The following is a 16772-nucleotide window of genomic DNA, read 5'->3' as shown; positions in this document are numbered from 1 at the left end:
GGTACATCTCGGTTGCGGCCGTGGGGGTTGGCCGGGTCAATAGGCATTCTCACGCAGCCAGGCGTGCACGCTGCGTATGTCGGGCAGCGCGAACACGGCCGCACTGGGTTCACGTTCACCCACCAGCACGCTCCAGCCATGCTGGCCGTTGGCGGCATCGAAGCCGAATTCGTCGGTGAGGTCATCACCGAGGAACACCGGCAGGCGGCCGCGGAAGGGCAGGTACTGCATCATCCGGCGCACGGCACGGCCCTTGTCGGTGCCGACAGGCACGAACTCGACCACATGGTCGCCAGGCTGCAGGCGGTAGCTGGTGCGGCCACGCACGTGGCGGTCAGCGAAGGCGCGGACATCGCTGGCGGCATGCGGCGCACCGCGCCAGTGCAAGGCCAGGCCGACGCCCTTGTCTTCCACCAGCACGCCAGGATGCCCATGGGCGAAGCGCATCGCCTGCTGATGCAGCGCGTGCAGCCATTCGGCGGTGTCGTCGTCGTGTTCGTCGCGCAGCACACGACCGTCTTCGCCACGCAGCTCATGGCCGTGCAGGCCGGCGGCGGGTAGTTGCAGAGGGGCGAACAGTTGATCCAGCTGTTCAAGCGGGCGACCACTGACCAGTGCCACGGCACCTTCCAGGCGGTCGCTGATGCGGCCGATGGCTTCACGCACATCCGGCAGCAACTGCACGGCATCCGGGCGTGCAGCGAATTCGATCAGGGTGCCATCGACATCGAGGAACAACGCACAGGCGTCGTCCAGCAATGGCGGTGGCGGACGCAGGGGGAGCGGTTCAGCCATGACGCCCAGCTTGCCAGCGTGGGCGTGTACGCGGGGTCGAGGGCAGGCTACGGCCCTGCTTCGGTGGGTGCCGACCGTTGGTCGGCACGGCAGGTCAGCCTGCATCCAGCTCAAACAGTGTGGACCAACGGTCCGCCCCCCCCCAAAGCAGATCCGCACCCGGATCACGAAGTTGCCGGCCAGCGGCCGGCACTACCGTGTCGTGCGGACCAACGGTCCGCACCTACCCAATGCGATCAGAACGTATAGCGGACGCGGCCGTAGTAGTACGCGCCGTTGCTGCCGATCGGCGACAGCACGTCATACGGCAGGTTGCCGAAGTAGTGGATATCGCTGTTGGATCGATCCGGGTAGTTGTCGGTCAGGTTCTGGCCGCCGATGGCCACGCTCCAGCGCGGAGTGATGCGGTATTCGACCTCCGCATCCAGCTGCCACTCGGCCTGGTAGGTCTGGCGCGGGATGTAGCCGTCACCGAAGTTGAACACGCGGGTGGCGCTGCCGTAGCGGTTCACGCGGCTGCTCAGCGACCAGTGGTCGTTGCTCCACGCGGCAGAGAAGCTGCCGCGGGTACGCGGCGTGGCATCGGTAAGCGTGTTGGTTTCTTCGATGCCGAACAGCACGTAGTCCGGATTCAGTGCACGCAGCTGTGCCGGCGTGGCCAGCACGTTCTTCAGCGTGGTCTTGGTGTACGCATAGGTGCCGGTCAGCAGCAGCTGGCCGTCGCCCAGCGACTGGCGCCAGTTGCTCACCAGCTCGGCGCCGCGGGTGCGGGTATCGGCGGCGTTGACGAAGAAGCTGGCGCTCTGCAGGCCGCTGACACCGTAGTTGGCGGCCACGTAGTCGGTCAGCGCATCGCCGGTGATGCTCTCCGACAGCGCGATGCGATCGTCGATGTCGATCTGGAAGAAGTCCAGTGACAGGTCGAAGTGCTCGCCAATTCGGCTGGTGAAGCCCAGCGAGGTATTGATCGACTTTTCCGGCTTCAGGTTCTGCGCACCGAGGCCACGCGCGATCGGGTTGTTGACCGACAACAGGCGGCCCTGCACCAGCTGGCCGCCAGCGTTGTAGCCGGTGGAGGTGGATTCGTAGCCGATCTGTGCCAACGACGGCGCACGGAAGTTGTTGGAGATGGCACCGCGCAGCGCGAACGCCGGGGTGAATTCATAGCGCAGGCCGAGTTTGCCGGTCAGTTCACCGCCGAAGTCGTCGTTGTGCTCGTAGCGCGCGGCCAGGTCGGTGGAGAACTTCTCGCCGAACTGACTGGACAGGCTGGCGTAGGCGCTGGCGACATCGCGCGACAGGGTGGCCGCGTCCTGCGGGGTCAAGCCGCCACCGGCCTGCGAACCGGTCGGGCGGTCGGTGTACGGGCCGGCCGCATAGCTGGCCGGGTCGCCGGGACGGGTCTGGTAGCGCTCGTGGCGTGCTTCCACGCCCAGGCCGAGCGTGTGGCTGATGCTGTCGCTCTGGGTGAACACGCGGCTCAGATCGAGGTTGCCCACGGTCTGCGCGTATTCGTAATCGGCGGTCTTGAAGCGGGTCGGGCTGGTCGGGCCCAGCGAGGCGTTGAGCGAATCACGCAGGCGGTAGGTGAAGTCGTTCTGGCCGTAGTCCAGGCTGCCGTCGTAGCTCCATTCGCCCCACTGCCCGCGCACGCCGGCCACGGCCTGCACGTCGCGGTTCTCGCCCTCGGAGATCGGCCGGTACCCATTCGGATAGACCTCCTTCCAGTTGGCATCGCCATCGGGGTAGCGGAAGTAGTTCGCACCTTCGGTATCGCGCTGGTTGAAGGTGCCGAACGCGTAGAACGTCGAGGTCTGGCCCACCGGGATCTCGGTGTTCAGCCACAGGTTGATGTCCTTGCTCTTGCCATCGCCCAGCACATAGTTGCGCTTGCCCTGCAGCGCCAGGTTGCCGGGGGTCTGGTCCCACGGCGGAATCTGGTCGAAGCCGGCGCGGTTGGTGCCGTTGCGGTGCTTGTATTCCAGACCGACGCGCAGGAAGCCGCCGTCCTCGCCCAGCGAGGTGCCGACCTTGGCGCTGATGTTGCCGGTCTGGCCGTCGGTGAGGGTACGGCCGATCGGCTTGAGGTCGGTGTGGTTGGCGCCGTAGCTGGCCTCGATCTCGCCACCGTCGCCGCCGTTGTCGAGGATCACGTTGATCACACCGGCCACCGCATCCGAGCCATACAGCGCACCAGCGCCATCACGCAGTACTTCGATGCGCTTGATCGCGCTGACCGGGATCGAATTGAAATCAACCGGGGTGGTGCCCTTGCCGATCTTGCTGTCGGTGTTGACCAGCGCGGTGTGGTGGCGGCGCTTGCCATTGACCAGCACCAGCACCTGGTCCGGCGACAGGCCGCGCAACTGTGCGGCGCGCACATGGTCGGCGCCACCGGAGTTGGACTGGCGCGGGAAGTTGAACGACGGCAACAGCGCCTGCAGCGCGCTGCCCAGCTCGCCGTTGACCACGCCGGCCTTGCGGATGTCCTCGGCGTTGAGCACATCCACCGGCGAGGTGGATTCAAGCACGGTGCGGTCGGCGGCACGGGTGCCGGTGACGATCACCGTGTCCAGGTTGGTGGCGTCCTGGGCCAGGGCCGGGACGGCGGCGGAGGAAAGCGCGAGGGCGATGGCGAGGCCGAGCGGCGACGCGGGCAGGCGGACGGACATGGGGGCTCCAGCAACAACGACGACGGGGAAGGGGGGAGATGGTTTCACTTACATCCATCCGGATGAAGCGATATATTATCTTCGCGTGATGACCGGTGCCGATGCAAGCCCCTGCCGGTCCGGCATGAGTTGATGCCCTGCTGGCATCAGCACGCCGGGCCGGTGGCGCTGTACGCTGCCGGCTCGCCTTGTCCCCCTTCCCCGGAGCTGTACCGATGAAACACCTTGGCCTCGTCTTCGCCGTGCTGCTGGCCACCAGTGGCTGCGCCAGCCTGTCCTCGCAGGCGCCCAGTGCCTATGCCACGGCCACCACCGCCGAACTGAAGGGCGATGCCGCACGCCCGTCCGCCGGCCACGGCTGGGTGCGCAGCGAGCTGTATTTCGGCGTGGGCGAGGAGCAGGGCGCCGGCAACCGCCCGCAGGCCGATACCATCAGCGAGGCGCAGTGGCGCACCTTCCTGGACAAGGAAGTCACTCCGCGCTTCCCGGATGGCCTGACCGTGTTCGATGCCTATGGCCAATGGCTGTTTCGCGGTGATGCCGCGCCCAACCGCCTGCGCACCAAGGTGCTGGTGGTGCTGCACGAGGACACCCCGCAGCGCCGCGCCGACATCGAAGCGATCCGCCTGGCGTGGAAGCAGCAGACCAAGCATCAATCGGTGCTGTGGTCGCGGCAGCCGGTCGAGGTATCGTTCTGAGTTGAAGGTGCCGCCGCGGTGCCGCAGGGAGCAATGATGAATTACAGGGAATGCGTGCTGGGCCTGGTGCTGGCGGGAGTGCTGGCACCGTCGGCGCAGGCAAGTGGCGACGACGGCGAAACGCTGCGGTTCCAGGTGGCCGCGCATGTGCAGGCGCATGCCGATCCGCAGCAGGACGGCAGCATCGCCGTGCAGCTGTCACCGTCGGGCAAGCGCCAGACGCTTGAGGGCGCGGCGGATGCCGATGGCAGTTCGCGATGGTCGCTCGAAGATGTCGATGTCGATGGCTACCCGGAACTGGTCGCACGCGCCTCGGTGGGCATGGTCAACGAAGCGGTGACGGTGTACTGGTTCGATCCGGCCACTGTGGGTTTCCGCGCGCTGCAGGCCGACACCCACGGCAAGGACAGTTGCGGTGACCTGATGGGGTTGAGCGTGGATGCTGCCACTCGAACCCTGACCAGCAGCTGCCGCAGTGGCCCGATGTGGTACACCGACCAGTACCGGTTTGCAGGCGCGAAGCTCCATCTGTACCGCTCTGAGAGCGTGCTGATGCTGGGCGATACCTTGAACGCCGCGCTGCAGTGGGAACAGACCGATGAGCAGGGCCCGTTGGCGGTCTGGCGCACGTATGATCCGGCCGGCCGTGTGCTGGAAAGTGCCATCGCCGATGGCCTGGGCGCACCGCCGGCCGGGCCGTTGCGTGGTCAGCAGGCCACCGTGGCAACCGCGCGCCTGTTCCTGTTCGATCGACCCGGCGCGTCCAGCACCAAGCGTTACCTGGTGCAGGGCGACCGCGTGGAACTGCTGGATGAACAGGACGGCTGGGTGAAGCTGCGCTACCTCAACCCGAAGCAGGGCGCGGTGGAAGGCTGGATCAACGTCAACGATTGAAGAAAAAGGGGACGGAGGGAATTAAGTCGTTTGTGGCACATACGACTTGATTCCCTCCGTCCCCTTTTTTTGCGGAGGCATCACTTCATCGGGTCTAGCCTCGGACGTTCCCCCGTTCGAGGATGTATCCGATGAGCAAGCGCGTGGCCGAAATCGTGGTGGACGCCCTGCAGCAGGCCGGTGTCCGCCGTTGCTACGGCATCGTGGGCGATACGCTCAACCATGTGACCGATGCGATGCATGGCAGCGAGATCGCATGGGTGCATGTGCGGCATGAGGAAGTAGCAGCCTTTGCCGCAGGCGCCGATTCGCTGGTGAGCGGCGAGTTGACCGCCTGTGCGGGCTCCTGTGGTCCCGGTGGCCTGCACTTCATCAACGGCGTGTTTGAGAGCAACCGCAACCGTGCGCCGATGGTGCTGATCGCCAGCCAGGTGGTGACCAGTGAGCTGGGCATGGAATTTCCGCAGGAAGTGGATTTCAAGGCGGTCTATGGCAGCTGCACGGTGTTCTGCGAGCAGGTGCACAGCCCGGAGCAGGCGCGACGCGTGGTGGCCCTGGCCTGCCAGGCGGCGATCAGCCGGCGTGGCGTGGCGGTAGTGATCCTGCCGGCCGACATCAGCCAGGCTGAGGTGAAGCACGATGTGCCGTTCTCGGTGCACTACACCCAGCCGGTGCTGCGCCCGTCCGACGCCGAACTGCAGCGCATTGCCGAGCTGCTGGGGCAGGGCAAGCGTATCGGCATCTATGCCGGTGCCGGTTGCCAGGGCGCGCACGCGCAGCTGCTGGAACTGGCCCGGCGCCTGCAGGCGCCGGTTGCGCATACTTCGCGCGCCAAGGATTTCGTCGAGCCGGACAACCCGTACAACATGGGCATGACCGGAATCTTCGGCATCGAATCCGGCTTCCACACGCTGATGGAGTGCGACACGCTGCTGCTGCTCGGCGCCGACTTCGCCTGGGGCCAGTTCTACCCGGACAAGGCCACGATCATCCAGGTCGACCGCGATGGCAGCCACCTCGGCCGCCGCCACCCGGTAAACCTGGGCGTGGTCGGTGACATCGCACCGACGCTGGATGCCTTGCTGCCGATGCTGCCGCCGCGCGAGGACAGCAGTTTCCTGGACGAATGTATCGAACGTCGCGACAAGGCGCTGAAGAAGCGCGAGCAGGAAGAACAGCCGGGCGAGGGCGAGCTGATCCACCCGCAGCATCTGACCGCGCTGCTGTCGAAGCATGCCAGCGACGATGCGCTGTTCACCGCTGACGGCGGCTCGCCGATGGTCTGGGTGCTGCGGCATATCCGCGTCAACGGTCGCCGCCGCACGCTGACCAGCCTGCTGCACGGCACGATGGCCAATGCAATGCCGCAGGCCCTGGGCCTGCAGAAGGCGTTCCCCGGCCGGCAGGTGATTTCGCTGTCCGGCGATGGTGGCCTGGCGATGCTGTTGGGTGACCTGCTGACCGCGGTGCAGGAAAACCTGCCGATCAAGGTGGTGGTGTTCAACAATGGCTCGCTGAACTTCGTCGAGCTGGAGCAGAAGGTGGAAGGCCTGCTGGACAACTACACCGACCTGAAGAACCCGGACTTCGGGCGCCTGGCCGAGGTGATCGGCTTCCACGGCCGCACGGTGACCCGTAGTGAGGATCTGGAGGAAGCGGTGCAGGATTTCCTGGCCCAGCGCGGCCCGGCGCTGCTGGATGTGCATACCAGCCGCGCCGAGCTGGTGATGCCGCCGCAGATCGAGGCCAAGCAGGTGGCCGGTACCGCGCTGTATGCAGCCAAGGCGGTGTTGAACGGCCGCTTCGACGACGTGAAGCATCTGCTGGTGGACAACTTCCTGAAGAAGTAACGGGGTGGGTTTGATGCAGGGCTGCGCCCTGCACCCGCTACGAGCCGGAGCCAGAGCAGAAGCGGGCTTCCTGAGGGATGGCGGGGTGGGTCCGGTTGCGGGGGACGCCGTAAACCCGTCCCTGGGGGCTTGGCCGCGGCATCCATGCCGCGGACACCCCCGCAACCGGACCCACCCCACCTTCGACAGTTTCCTGCGATCTGTCGGTAGATCCACGCCCTGCGTGGATAGCGTGGAAATGATCGAATTGTTCGTGTAGAGCCGAGCCATGCTCGGCTCAGAGCGAAGCGACCCGCTTTTGCTTTTGATCCTTTGATTCCTTTCCGTGGCTGGCACGCGCAAGGAATTATCAGGGGCCGGTCGGGATGGGCTGCGCAGGACCGTTGGCGCCATGGATGGCGCCATCGAGCCCCCAGGGATGGGTTTACGGCGTGTCCTGCGCAGCCCATCCCGACCGCCCCACTCCGATAAAGCTGCTTTTGACGCCCCCCCCCCAGCCACGAGGGGCTCCGCCGTTGGCTGGAACCCATCATTCCACGACGGAATTGGCGCGCTGGCCCCGCTGGGCCTACCATCGGCGGTCCCCACCCCCACCGCCCCTTCCATGTCCGCTCCCGCTTCCGCCGCACCGCGTCGCTGGTTCGTCGCCGGTGACTTCAACGGCTTCTTCGGCCTGGTCGTCGACAACCTCTCCATCCTCGGCTTCATCGCCATGGCCCTGGTCGGGATCTTCCAGTTTCCCGCCGACGTGGTGTTCGGCCGCATGTTCCCCGGCACCGCCTTCGGTGTGCTGGTCGGCAACCTGCTGTACACCCTGATGGCGCGCCGGCTGGCCGCGCGTACCGGCCGCGACGACGTCACCGCCATGCCGCTGGGCCTGGATGCACCGACCAGCATCGGCATGGCGCTGCTGGTGCTCGGCCCGGCCTTCCTCGCGTTCAAGCAGCAGGGCATGGACCCGCACGCTGCGGGCATCGCCACCTGGCAGCTGGGCATGGCCGCGCTGGTCATCATGGGCGTGCTCAAGTTCGTGCTGTCGTTCTTCGGCGAAGCGGTCACCCGCGCGCTGCCGCGAGCCGCGCTGCTGGGTTCCATCGCCGGCATCGCGCTGGTGCTGATGGGCCTGCTGCCGCTGCTGGAAACGCTGCGCTCGCCGCTGGTCGGCTTCACCACGCTGGGCCTGCTGCTGTACGTGCTGATCGCCAAGGGCAAGCTGCCGGTGCGTGGCCCGGGCGTGCTGCTGGCCTTCGTGTTCGGCACCGTGCTGTATTACGGCCTCGGCCTGGCCGGGCTGGGCGCGCCGGGCTTCCATGTACCGGAGTGGGTGCCGCCGCAGGTGGTGCTGCCGCTGCCGACACTGGGCTTCCTCGACGGCCTGCCCACCGCGATGACCTACCTGCCGCTGCTGCTGCCGTTCGGTCTGCTGATGGTGGTCGGCGGCATCAACGTGTCTGAAAGCGCGCGCGCAGCCGGCGACGACTATCGCACCCGCGACATCCTGCTGGTGGAAGCGGTAGCCACGCTGGTGGCAGGCGTCTGTGGCGGCGTCGCGCAGACCACGCCGTACATCGGCCAGCCGGCCTACAAGCACATGGGTGCGCGCAGCGGCTATACGCTGCTGACCGGCCTGTTCGTCGGCATCGGCGGCATGCTCGGCATCATCTCCGGGCTGGTGCAGTGGCTGCCGCTGGCGGTGCTGGCACCGATCATCGTGTACGTGGCCATCGATATCACCACCCAGGCCTTCCAGGCCACGCCGCGTCACCACACCGGTGCGATGGTGTTCGGTTTCCTGCCGTCGGTGGCCTACCTGCTGGCGATCAAGGCACCCGGCTGGATCGCGCCGGACCAGCTGCCGCAGCTGCTGACCAAACTGGATGGCCACGGTCTGCCCGAGCTGGCGGTGATCTTTACCCTCGGCAACGGCTTCATCATCACCTCGATGCTGTGGATTTCGGCGGTGGCGGCGATGGTCGATGGCCGCCTGCGCCGTGCCTGCGGCTTCCTGCTGGTGGCTGCGGTGCTGACCCTGTTCGGCCTGATCCACTCGGTGGATCCGCGTGGTGGCATCTATCTCCCGTGGGAGCTGGACGGCCTGGCGCGCATCATCAGCTGGCAGTTCGCTGGTGCCTACGTGGCACTGGCGTTGTTGCTGGGGTTGCTTTCGCTGCAGAAGCAGCCGGTGCAGCCGCTGGGTGAAAACAACTGACCCAACGCTAGTGCCGGCCGCTGGCCGGCATCCTCATGGGCTTCGGTCGGATCGTGCAGCTGCCGGCCAGCGGCCGGCACTACCGTTCGGCGTCCAGTTCCGGGTAGTGGCGGAAGATACCGTTGGTGTTGAACGGCAACCGCCGCTCCGAGGCCAGATAGGCGGCGATGTTCGGCCGCTTTGCCACCCGCTCCTGCAGCGCGCGCAGCAGGGGCAGGGTCGGCGCCAGTGCCTGCATCCGGCGCGGGAACATGTAGTCCAGCCCGCTCAGCAGCTGGAACAGCGACAGATCCACATAGGAATGCTCGCGCAGTGCGTGGCGGCCACCATTGGCGGCCAGCACCTGCTCGAAGTAGCCGAGGAACTTCGGCAGCCGTTCGCCACGCAGGGAGGCGGCCCGTGCCTTGGCTTCGGTCTTCTGCTCTTCGTAGTACTTCGATGCGGCAATTGGATGGTGGGTGTCGTGCACCTCGGCTACCAGATCAGCGATGGTCAGCTGCAACTGCAGCGCCTGCACCCGCCGCGAGGCCGCCTGCGGCACCAGGTCCAGCGGCGGGCCGAGAAAATCCAGGATCGCGGCGACCTGTGCAATGACCTGGCGGCCCGCCTTCAGGAACGGCGGCGCGAAGGGCTGCGCACCTTCACTGCTGCCATCGAGAAACGGCTGCATCACCGTATCGCCGTGCACCCGCGCCATGTCGATGTAATCGACACCGGCATCCTCCAGCGCAAGCCGCACGAACTCGCCACGGCCCTGGATGCCGGTCCAGTAATACAGCGCGTACTGCATGGCAGTGCCTCCACAGAACAAGGCTCACAGCCTCGCGCGCTGCATGCAAAGCAAGTGTGAGCAAGGCCTTGCTGCAGGCCTCAACCCGAACGGCAGCGGAACAGGCGGGGAACCGGCTGCAATCGGTGGGGTCACACCTTCACCATGCGTATGGAACGAGGTGCTGCATCATGCAGAGTGGAAAGGCGGTATGGCCCTGGGTGTTGGGCTTGGTGGTGATCGGTGGTGCCGGTGGTTGGCTGTTCCGCGATCAGCTGAAGCGCCTGGCAGACGGTGTTTCGGTGCCGGTGCAATCAACCCCCGCCAGTACCGGCGCGCCGCCACAACCGCAGGCGGCCGCGCAGCCCGCGCCGGCACCACCGCCGATCAGGCATCCGCTGGATACCGAGGCCGCGGCCGACCCGGCGCTGCCAACGCTGGCCGATAGCGATGCGGCGGCCTGGGGCGCATTGAGCCAGCTGTTCCAGGGCGAGGGGCCACTGACCCTGCTGCTGCGCGACCACCTGATCCAGCGCCTGGTTACCCAGCTCGACAACCTGGACAAGCCCAGCGTGCCGCCGACCGCGCTGGCCGCGCGGCCGCTGCCGGGCAGCCTGCAGGTCGAGCCGGGCGAGGGCGGCGAGCACATCGCTGCCAGCAACGGCGCGCGCTATGCGCCCTACGTGCAGGCCTTCACCGCGCTGGACCCGGCGGCAACGGCTACTGCCTACAAACGCTTCTATCCGCTGATCCAGCAGGCCTATCTCGACCTGGGCCGGCCCGACGGGTACTTCAATGATCGCCTGGTCGCGGTGATCGATCACCTGCTGGACACCCCGGAACTGGCCCAGTCCCCAGTGGTGCAGCGCGATGAACGCGGCCGCTACCGCTTTGTCGATCCCACCCTGCAGTCGCGCTCGATCGGGCAGAAGGCGCTGCTGCGGATGGATGCCGCCCAGGCGCGGGCGGTCAAGCAGCAGCTGCGGGCGATCCGCAGCGCGATCACCCGCTGAGCCCGTTCACCGCGTAGAACTGATCGGGATCAACGCGCCGACCACACCGGTTCCGGCATGCTGGCCGAAGCCTGACTGGCCTCGGGGTGCAGTCGCAGCCACCCTTGAAACCGGGTGGGGCAACCGCATCTTTCCAGCATCGCCGGCGCGGGCCGGCCCTGATGACCGATGAGGATTCGCAATGCGGATGGACAAGCTCACCTCGCGTTTCCAGCAGGCGCTGGCAGACGCACAGTCGCTGGCCGTGGGCCGCGACAACAGCATCATCGAACCGGTTCACCTGTTCAGCGCGCTGCTGGACCAGCAGGGCGGCAGCACGCGTCCGCTGCTGGCCCAGGCCGGGGTGAACGTGCCGGTGCTGCGCGAGCGCCTGACCGAGGCGCTGGATGCGCTGCCGAAGGTGTCCGGCCAGGCCGGCAACGTCTCGATGGGCAACGACCTGGGGCGCCTGCTGAACCAGACCGACAAGCTGGCCCAGCAGCACGGGGATGCCTTCATTGCCAGCGAGTGGTTCGTGCTGGCGGCGCTGGACGACGGCGGCACGCTGGGCATGGCGCTGCGCGCCGCCGGTGCCGACAAGACGCGCCTGCAGGCGGCCATCGACAAGCTGCGCGGCGGCGAGAACGTGCAGTCGGAGAATGCCGAGGAACAGCGCCAGGCGCTGGAGAAATACACCATCGACCTGACCGCGCGTGCCGAGAGCGGCAAGCTCGACCCGGTGATCGGCCGAGACGAGGAGATCCGCCGCACCATCCAGGTGCTGCAGCGCCGGACCAAGAACAACCCGGTGCTGATCGGCGAACCCGGCGTGGGCAAGACCGCGATCGTGGAAGGGCTGGCCCAGCGCATCATCAACGACGAAGTGCCCGAAGGCTTGCGCGGCAAGCGCGTGCTGTCGCTGGACATGGGCGCGCTGATTGCCGGGGCCAAGTTCCGCGGCGAATTCGAGGAGCGCCTGAAGGGCGTGCTCAACGACCTGGCCAAGAACGAGGGCCAGATCATCCTGTTCATCGACGAACTGCACACCATGGTCGGCGCCGGCAAGGCCGATGGCGCGATGGATGCCGGCAACATGCTGAAGCCAGCGCTGGCACGCGGCGAGCTGCACTGCATCGGCGCCACCACGCTGGACGAATACCGCAAGTACATCGAGAAGGATGCTGCGCTGGAGCGTCGCTTCCAGAAGGTGTTCGTGGGCGAGCCGTCGGTGGAGGACACCATCGCGATCCTGCGCGGCCTGAAGGAAAAGTACGCCGTGCACCACGGCGTGGAGATCACCGATCCGGCCATCGTCGCGGCTGCGACGTTGTCCAACCGCTACATCACCGACCGCCAGCTGCCGGACAAGGCCATCGACCTGATGGACGAAGCCGCCTCGCGACTGCGCATGGAGATCGACTCCAAGCCGGAAGAGCTGGACCGCCTTGAGCGCCGGGTGATCCAGCTGAAGATCCAGCGCGAGATGCTGAAGAAGGAGAAGGACGAAGCCTCGCGGCAGCGCCTGGCCGATCTGGAAAACGACATCGACGGGCTGGAGCGCGAGTTCTCCGACCTCAATGAAATCTGGAAGTCGGAGAAGGCCGCGCTGCAGGGCGCGACCAAGATCAAGGAACAGGTCGAGCAGGCCAAGCTGGAGCTGGAGGCCGCGCAGCGCCGCCAGGATTTCGCCAAGATGAGCGAGATCCAGTACGGGCTGTTGCCGCAGCTGGAAAAGCAGCTGGCCGCGGCCCAGGAGGCCGAGCACAAAGACTTCAAGCTGGTGCAGGACCGCGTGACCGACGAGGAGATTGCCGAGGTTGTATCGCGCTGGACCGGCATCCCGGTCAACAAGATGCTCGAAGGTGAGCGCGACAAGCTGTTGCGCATGGAAGAGGTGCTGCACAACCGCGTGGTCGGCCAGGAAGAAGCGATCAAGGTCGTCTCCGATGCGGTGCGCCGTTCGCGTGCGGGCCTGTCCGATCCGAATCGCCCGGCCGGCTCGTTCCTGTTCCTCGGCCCGACCGGTGTCGGCAAGACCGAGCTGTGCAAGTCGCTGGCCGAATTCCTGTTCGACAGTGCCGACGCGATGATCCGCATCGACATGAGCGAGTTCATGGAGAAGCACAGCGTGGCCCGCCTGATCGGCGCGCCTCCGGGTTACGTGGGCTACGAGGAAGGTGGCTACCTGACCGAGGCGGTGCGTCGCCGTCCGTACTCGCTGATCCTGCTGGACGAAGTGGAGAAGGCGCATCCGGATGTGTTCAACATCCTGCTGCAGGTGCTGGACGATGGCCGCCTGACCGATGGACAGGGCCGTACCGTGGACTTCCGCAACACCGTCATCGTGATGACCTCGAACCTGGGCTCGCACCAGATCCAGGACATGAGCGCCGACGACAGTCCGGAGGCCTACACGCAGATGAAGGCGGCGGTGATGGGCGTGGTACAGGCGCACTTCCGTCCGGAGTTCATCAACCGCCTGGACGACATCGTGGTGTTCCACCCGCTGGACAAGCAACAGATCAAGCAGATCGCGCGCATCCAGATGCGTGGGCTTGAAAAGCGGCTGGCCGAGCGCGGGTTGAAGCTGGCGGTCTCCGATGCGGCGTTCGACCTGCTCGGCAACGTCGGCTTCGATCCGGTCTATGGCGCACGCCCGTTGAAGCGTGCAATCCAGTCGCAGCTGGAGAATCCGCTGGCACAGCAGATCCTGTCGGGTGCTTTCGTCAACGGCGATACCATCGAAGTCGGAAACGACGGCGGCCGCCTGGTATTCGCCAAAGCGTGATTCACACGGGGCGCCGCCTGGCCGCAGCGCCCCGTTTCCTGCGGAGTATGCCGGGCCATGCCCGGCGCTCACTCAGAAGCGGTGCGTATAGCCGCTCATCAAGCCGAACTGGTTCGCTTTCTGCACGATCGGGCTGTCGGCGGCATCACCGAGCAGGCGCGTGCCTTCGGCCGAGATGTACCAGTTGCCGTTGCGGCCCACGCGGTGGCTCCACTTCAGACCGACACCGGCACTGACCAGGCCGGCCTTTGGCTTGTGCTCGGCAAAGCCGGTACGCGCCGCCTGTTCCGGGCTGACGCCGTACCAGGTCTGCATGTAGCCGCGGTTGCCGTAGTCGGTGGACACGCTGCCGCTGACCACGCCGCCGGCCAGGTCGAACAGCGGCATGCTCAGGTTCAGATGGATCTGCTGGGTGGCCAGGCCGTTCTCGGCCTTGTCCTCGTCCTTGCGGGTGAACTGCCAGGAGCCGCTCAGCACGGCTTCGCCCAGCGTATAACCAGCCGAGATGCCGACCAGGGGACGGGTATCGATATCACCCATGCCGCGCAGGAAGTCGGAACCGCCGAGCAGCGAGTCCTTTTCCTTGCGGATGCCGCTGGCGCCGACATACGCGCGCACGCGGGTGTGCTCGCCGATGGAGGTGCCCCAGCCAATGCCACTGGTGCCCAGAAACCATCCACCCGGCGAGGTGACATCAAAGGACAACGACGGCGTCGCACGATACTCCTCGCTGCCGCTGTAGCGCGGCGCCACGCCACCGCCGGCAGCGACCTCGAAGGTCCAGTGGTCATCCTTGGCGTGGGCGATCGGTGCGGCGAACAGCGGCAACAGGGCCAGGCAGAGCAGGGCGGGGGAACGGCGAAGCTGGGACATGGAAACTCTCGACAATGGGAGGAAGGCAGCACGCGCATCCGGCGAGTGCTGCAGGGTCGCTAGCGTGGCGATACGCCGGCGACCGATCCGTCCGCAGTTGTGCGGGAGTTGTAATCAACTGTAATCGCGCCCAGGGGCGTTCAGCTGGCAGCCAGCGGCCAGTGCATTTCCATGCGCGCGCCGCCCAACGTGGCGCGGCTGATGCGAAGCTCGCCGCCGTGGCGGACGGCAATGCGGCTGACGATGGCCAGGCCCAGGCCGAAGCCCCCCGTATCGCGGCTGCGGCTGTCGTCCAAGCGGGTGAACGGGCGCATCACCTTCTCGCGATCGGCTTCGGCAATGCCGGGACCGTCGTCATCCACACGCAGGCAGGCGCGGCCGCTGACACCGACCAGCGAGACTTCCACCTGCGAACGCGCATGGCGCAGCGCATTGCCCACCAGATTGCTGAGTGCCAGCTGCAGCAGGCGTGGTTCGGCATCCACCCGCGGCAACGCACTGGGCTGCACGCGCAGTACCACCCCCGCACGTTCGGCATCACGGCGCGCATCGGCCAGGCAGGCCTGCAGCCAGTCATTGGCTTCGATGCGCTGCATCGGCTCGCCCTCGCTGGGATGCTCCAGCCGTTCGTAAGCCAGCAGTTCGCTGACCAGCCGGTTGAGCTCGGCCAGGTCACCGTGCAGGCCCTGCGCCAGCCGTTCGCGGCGTTCGCGGTCATCGCTGTCCTGCATCAGGTCCAGGCCGAAGGCCACGCGCGCGATCGGCGTGCGCAGCTCGTGCGAGATCGCATGGGTCAGGTCGCGCTGGCGCTGCACCAGTTCGGCCACGCGTGCCGCCATGCGGTTGGAGTGGTCGACGATGACCCGGATCTGCGAGCGTGGCGAGACCTGGGCACGTGCCTGCAGATCGCCCGAACCGATGCGGTCGGCATGCCGGCGCAGCGCTTCCAGGTCGCGCCAGAGCAGGCGCACCCACGCGTACAGGCTGGCGCCCACCAGCAGCAGGATGCTGAGGTAGGCGGCGATGGTCATGTACGTCGTCATCTGCACCGCGCCAGGCAGGCGCAGGTGCAGCCAGCGGCCATCGCTGCCCTCGATGGGCAGCAGGACCTGCTGGTATTGATCGCGCACGATGAAACCATCGGCCTTCACGGCCACCTGTTCCTGCGCGTCGAGTGCGGGAGGTTTGTCGAGCAGGGTCAGGGCGATGCCGTAGTGTGGCTGCCACTGCTGCAGGCGCTCACGCTGCTGGTCGGCATCCAGGCCGGCCAGGCCACTGCGCAGGGCGTACACCTGACCACGCACCTGCTGGACGAAGACGCGATCCTGCACGGGCGTGTAGATGCCGTCCAGGATGTGGTTGAGGAAGAACACCGACACCAGGAAGCAGGCACCCGTGATAAACCACAACCACAGGAACAGCCGCTTCATGCCGTCCAGGCCGACGGATTGAACTGGTAGCCACGGCCCCACACGGTCTTGATCCGCCGCGGTTCGCGCGCATCATCGCCGAGCTTGCGGCGCAGCTTGCCGATGCTGACATCGACACTGCGGTCCAGGCCGTCAAAGCCGATGCCGCGCACCGCCTGCAGGATATGGTCGCGCGACAGGATCTGCCCCGGCTGGCTGGCCAGCAGCCACAGGATCTCGAATTCCGTGGTGCCCAGCTCGACCGGCTGACCATGCAGGTGCACATCGCGCTGCATGCGGTCGATCAGCAGTTCGCCATGCATCAGACGGCTGGGTGTACCGGTGTTGCTGCTGCCATGGCGGCGCCGCAGCAGGGCACGCAGCCGGGCCAGCAGCAGGCGCGGCTCGATCGGTTTGTGCACATAGTCATCGGCGCCCGATTCCAGGCCCAGCACCTGCTCGATGTCGTCTTCGCAGGCGGTCAGCATCAGGATCGGCACGTCGGAGAAACTGCGGATCTGCCGGCACACGTCGATGCCGCCGAGGCCGGGCAGCATCAGGTCCAGTACCACCAGCTCGGGCGCATGCTGGCGGCAGGCCGCGCCGGCAAGGTCACCGCGCGCGACATGCTGCACGGCGAAACCATGTTCGTGGAGATAGTCGCTGACCAGCTCGGCCAAGCGACGGTCGTCCTCCACCAACAAGACCTGGGTCGGGGTGCCGTTGGCGGTGGGTGTCCAGGGGGATGGCTGCATGCGCGTGGGGCCTCCGTGCCCGGGCAGGAGCGCCCGGCGGCGAAGCCTATCAACGCCCCGTGACCGCT

General features: G+C 66.6%; 12 protein-coding genes. 6 read left to right on the top strand and 6 right to left on the bottom strand.

Annotated features, from left to right (window positions below):
• Positions 1 to 36 precede the first annotated feature (36 nt).
• Positions 37 to 795, bottom strand: coding sequence for a trehalose-phosphatase (otsB, locus tag AC5P9P_RS08510; protein ID WP_005410783.1), 759 nt, complete (start codon positions 793 to 795; stop codon positions 37 to 39).
• A gap of 236 nt (positions 796 to 1031) precedes the next feature.
• Entirely contained in the window at positions 1032 to 3467 is a 2436-nt protein-coding gene (locus AC5P9P_RS08505) for a TonB-dependent receptor plug domain-containing protein (RefSeq protein ID WP_495232690.1), read from the bottom strand.
• A 215-nt stretch (positions 3468 to 3682) separates the two neighbouring features.
• Between AC5P9P_RS08505 and AC5P9P_RS08500 the strand changes: the two genes are divergently transcribed.
• The 4 genes from AC5P9P_RS08500 (at position 3683) to AC5P9P_RS08485 (ending at position 9118) form a co-directional block, all read left to right on the top strand.
• Positions 3683 to 4165, top strand: a complete 483-nt coding sequence (locus tag AC5P9P_RS08500) for a DUF3574 domain-containing protein (RefSeq protein ID WP_010481551.1) — start codon at positions 3683 to 3685, stop codon at positions 4163 to 4165.
• Positions 4166 to 4201: 36 nt separating this feature from the next.
• Positions 4202 to 5059, top strand: a complete 858-nt coding sequence (locus AC5P9P_RS08495) for an XAC2610-related protein (protein ID WP_495232689.1) — start codon at positions 4202 to 4204, stop codon at positions 5057 to 5059.
• A 131-nt stretch (positions 5060 to 5190) separates the two neighbouring features.
• Entirely contained in the window at positions 5191 to 6909 is a 1719-nt protein-coding gene (locus tag AC5P9P_RS08490) for a thiamine pyrophosphate-dependent enzyme (RefSeq protein ID WP_111108681.1), read from the top strand.
• A 604-nt stretch (positions 6910 to 7513) separates the two neighbouring features.
• Positions 7514 to 9118, top strand: a complete 1605-nt coding sequence (locus AC5P9P_RS08485; protein ID WP_033833007.1) for a SulP family inorganic anion transporter — start codon at positions 7514 to 7516, stop codon at positions 9116 to 9118.
• Between the two features lie 79 nt (positions 9119 to 9197).
• On the opposite strand, the gene AC5P9P_RS08480 is transcribed toward AC5P9P_RS08485, so the two are convergent.
• Positions 9198 to 9908 (bottom strand): glutathione S-transferase, encoded by a 711-nt coding sequence (locus tag AC5P9P_RS08480; protein ID WP_495232688.1) that lies wholly within the window; start codon positions 9906 to 9908, stop codon positions 9198 to 9200.
• A 170-nt stretch (positions 9909 to 10078) separates the two neighbouring features.
• On the opposite strand from AC5P9P_RS08480, the gene AC5P9P_RS08475 reads away from it, so the two are divergent.
• Positions 10079 to 10900 carry a DUF3014 domain-containing protein gene (locus AC5P9P_RS08475; protein WP_184013984.1) on the top strand — a complete coding sequence of 274 codons (822 nt, stop codon included), beginning with the start codon at positions 10079 to 10081 and terminating at the stop codon, positions 10898 to 10900.
• 181 nt (positions 10901 to 11081) lie between these two features.
• A complete protein-coding gene (gene clpB / locus AC5P9P_RS08470; protein WP_012481080.1) occupies positions 11082 to 13667 on the top strand; it encodes an ATP-dependent chaperone ClpB in 2586 nt (861 codons plus the stop codon).
• Between the two features lie 72 nt (positions 13668 to 13739).
• On the opposite strand, the gene AC5P9P_RS08465 is transcribed toward clpB, so the two are convergent.
• The 3 genes from AC5P9P_RS08465 to AC5P9P_RS08455 form a co-directional block, all read right to left on the bottom strand.
• Positions 13740 to 14540, bottom strand: coding sequence for a MipA/OmpV family protein (locus AC5P9P_RS08465; protein WP_005414289.1), 801 nt, complete (start codon positions 14538 to 14540; stop codon positions 13740 to 13742).
• 140 nt (positions 14541 to 14680) lie between these two features.
• Positions 14681 to 15970: an ATP-binding protein gene (locus AC5P9P_RS08460; RefSeq protein ID WP_049403882.1), complete on the bottom strand. Its 1290-nt coding sequence runs from the start codon at positions 15968 to 15970 to the stop codon at positions 14681 to 14683.
• Positions 15967 to 16704: a winged helix-turn-helix domain-containing protein gene (locus tag AC5P9P_RS08455; RefSeq protein WP_111108685.1), complete on the bottom strand. Its 738-nt coding sequence runs from the start codon at positions 16702 to 16704 to the stop codon at positions 15967 to 15969. The genes AC5P9P_RS08460 and AC5P9P_RS08455 overlap by 4 nt, the downstream gene beginning before the upstream one ends.
• Positions 16705 to 16772: the final 68 nt, after the last annotated feature.

The sequence above is a fragment of the Stenotrophomonas sp. YJH_SMC_14-1 genome, from assembly GCF_059372275.1.
Note: the sequence above shows the minus strand (reverse complement) of the source record. Positions and strands in the feature narration are given on the sequence as shown.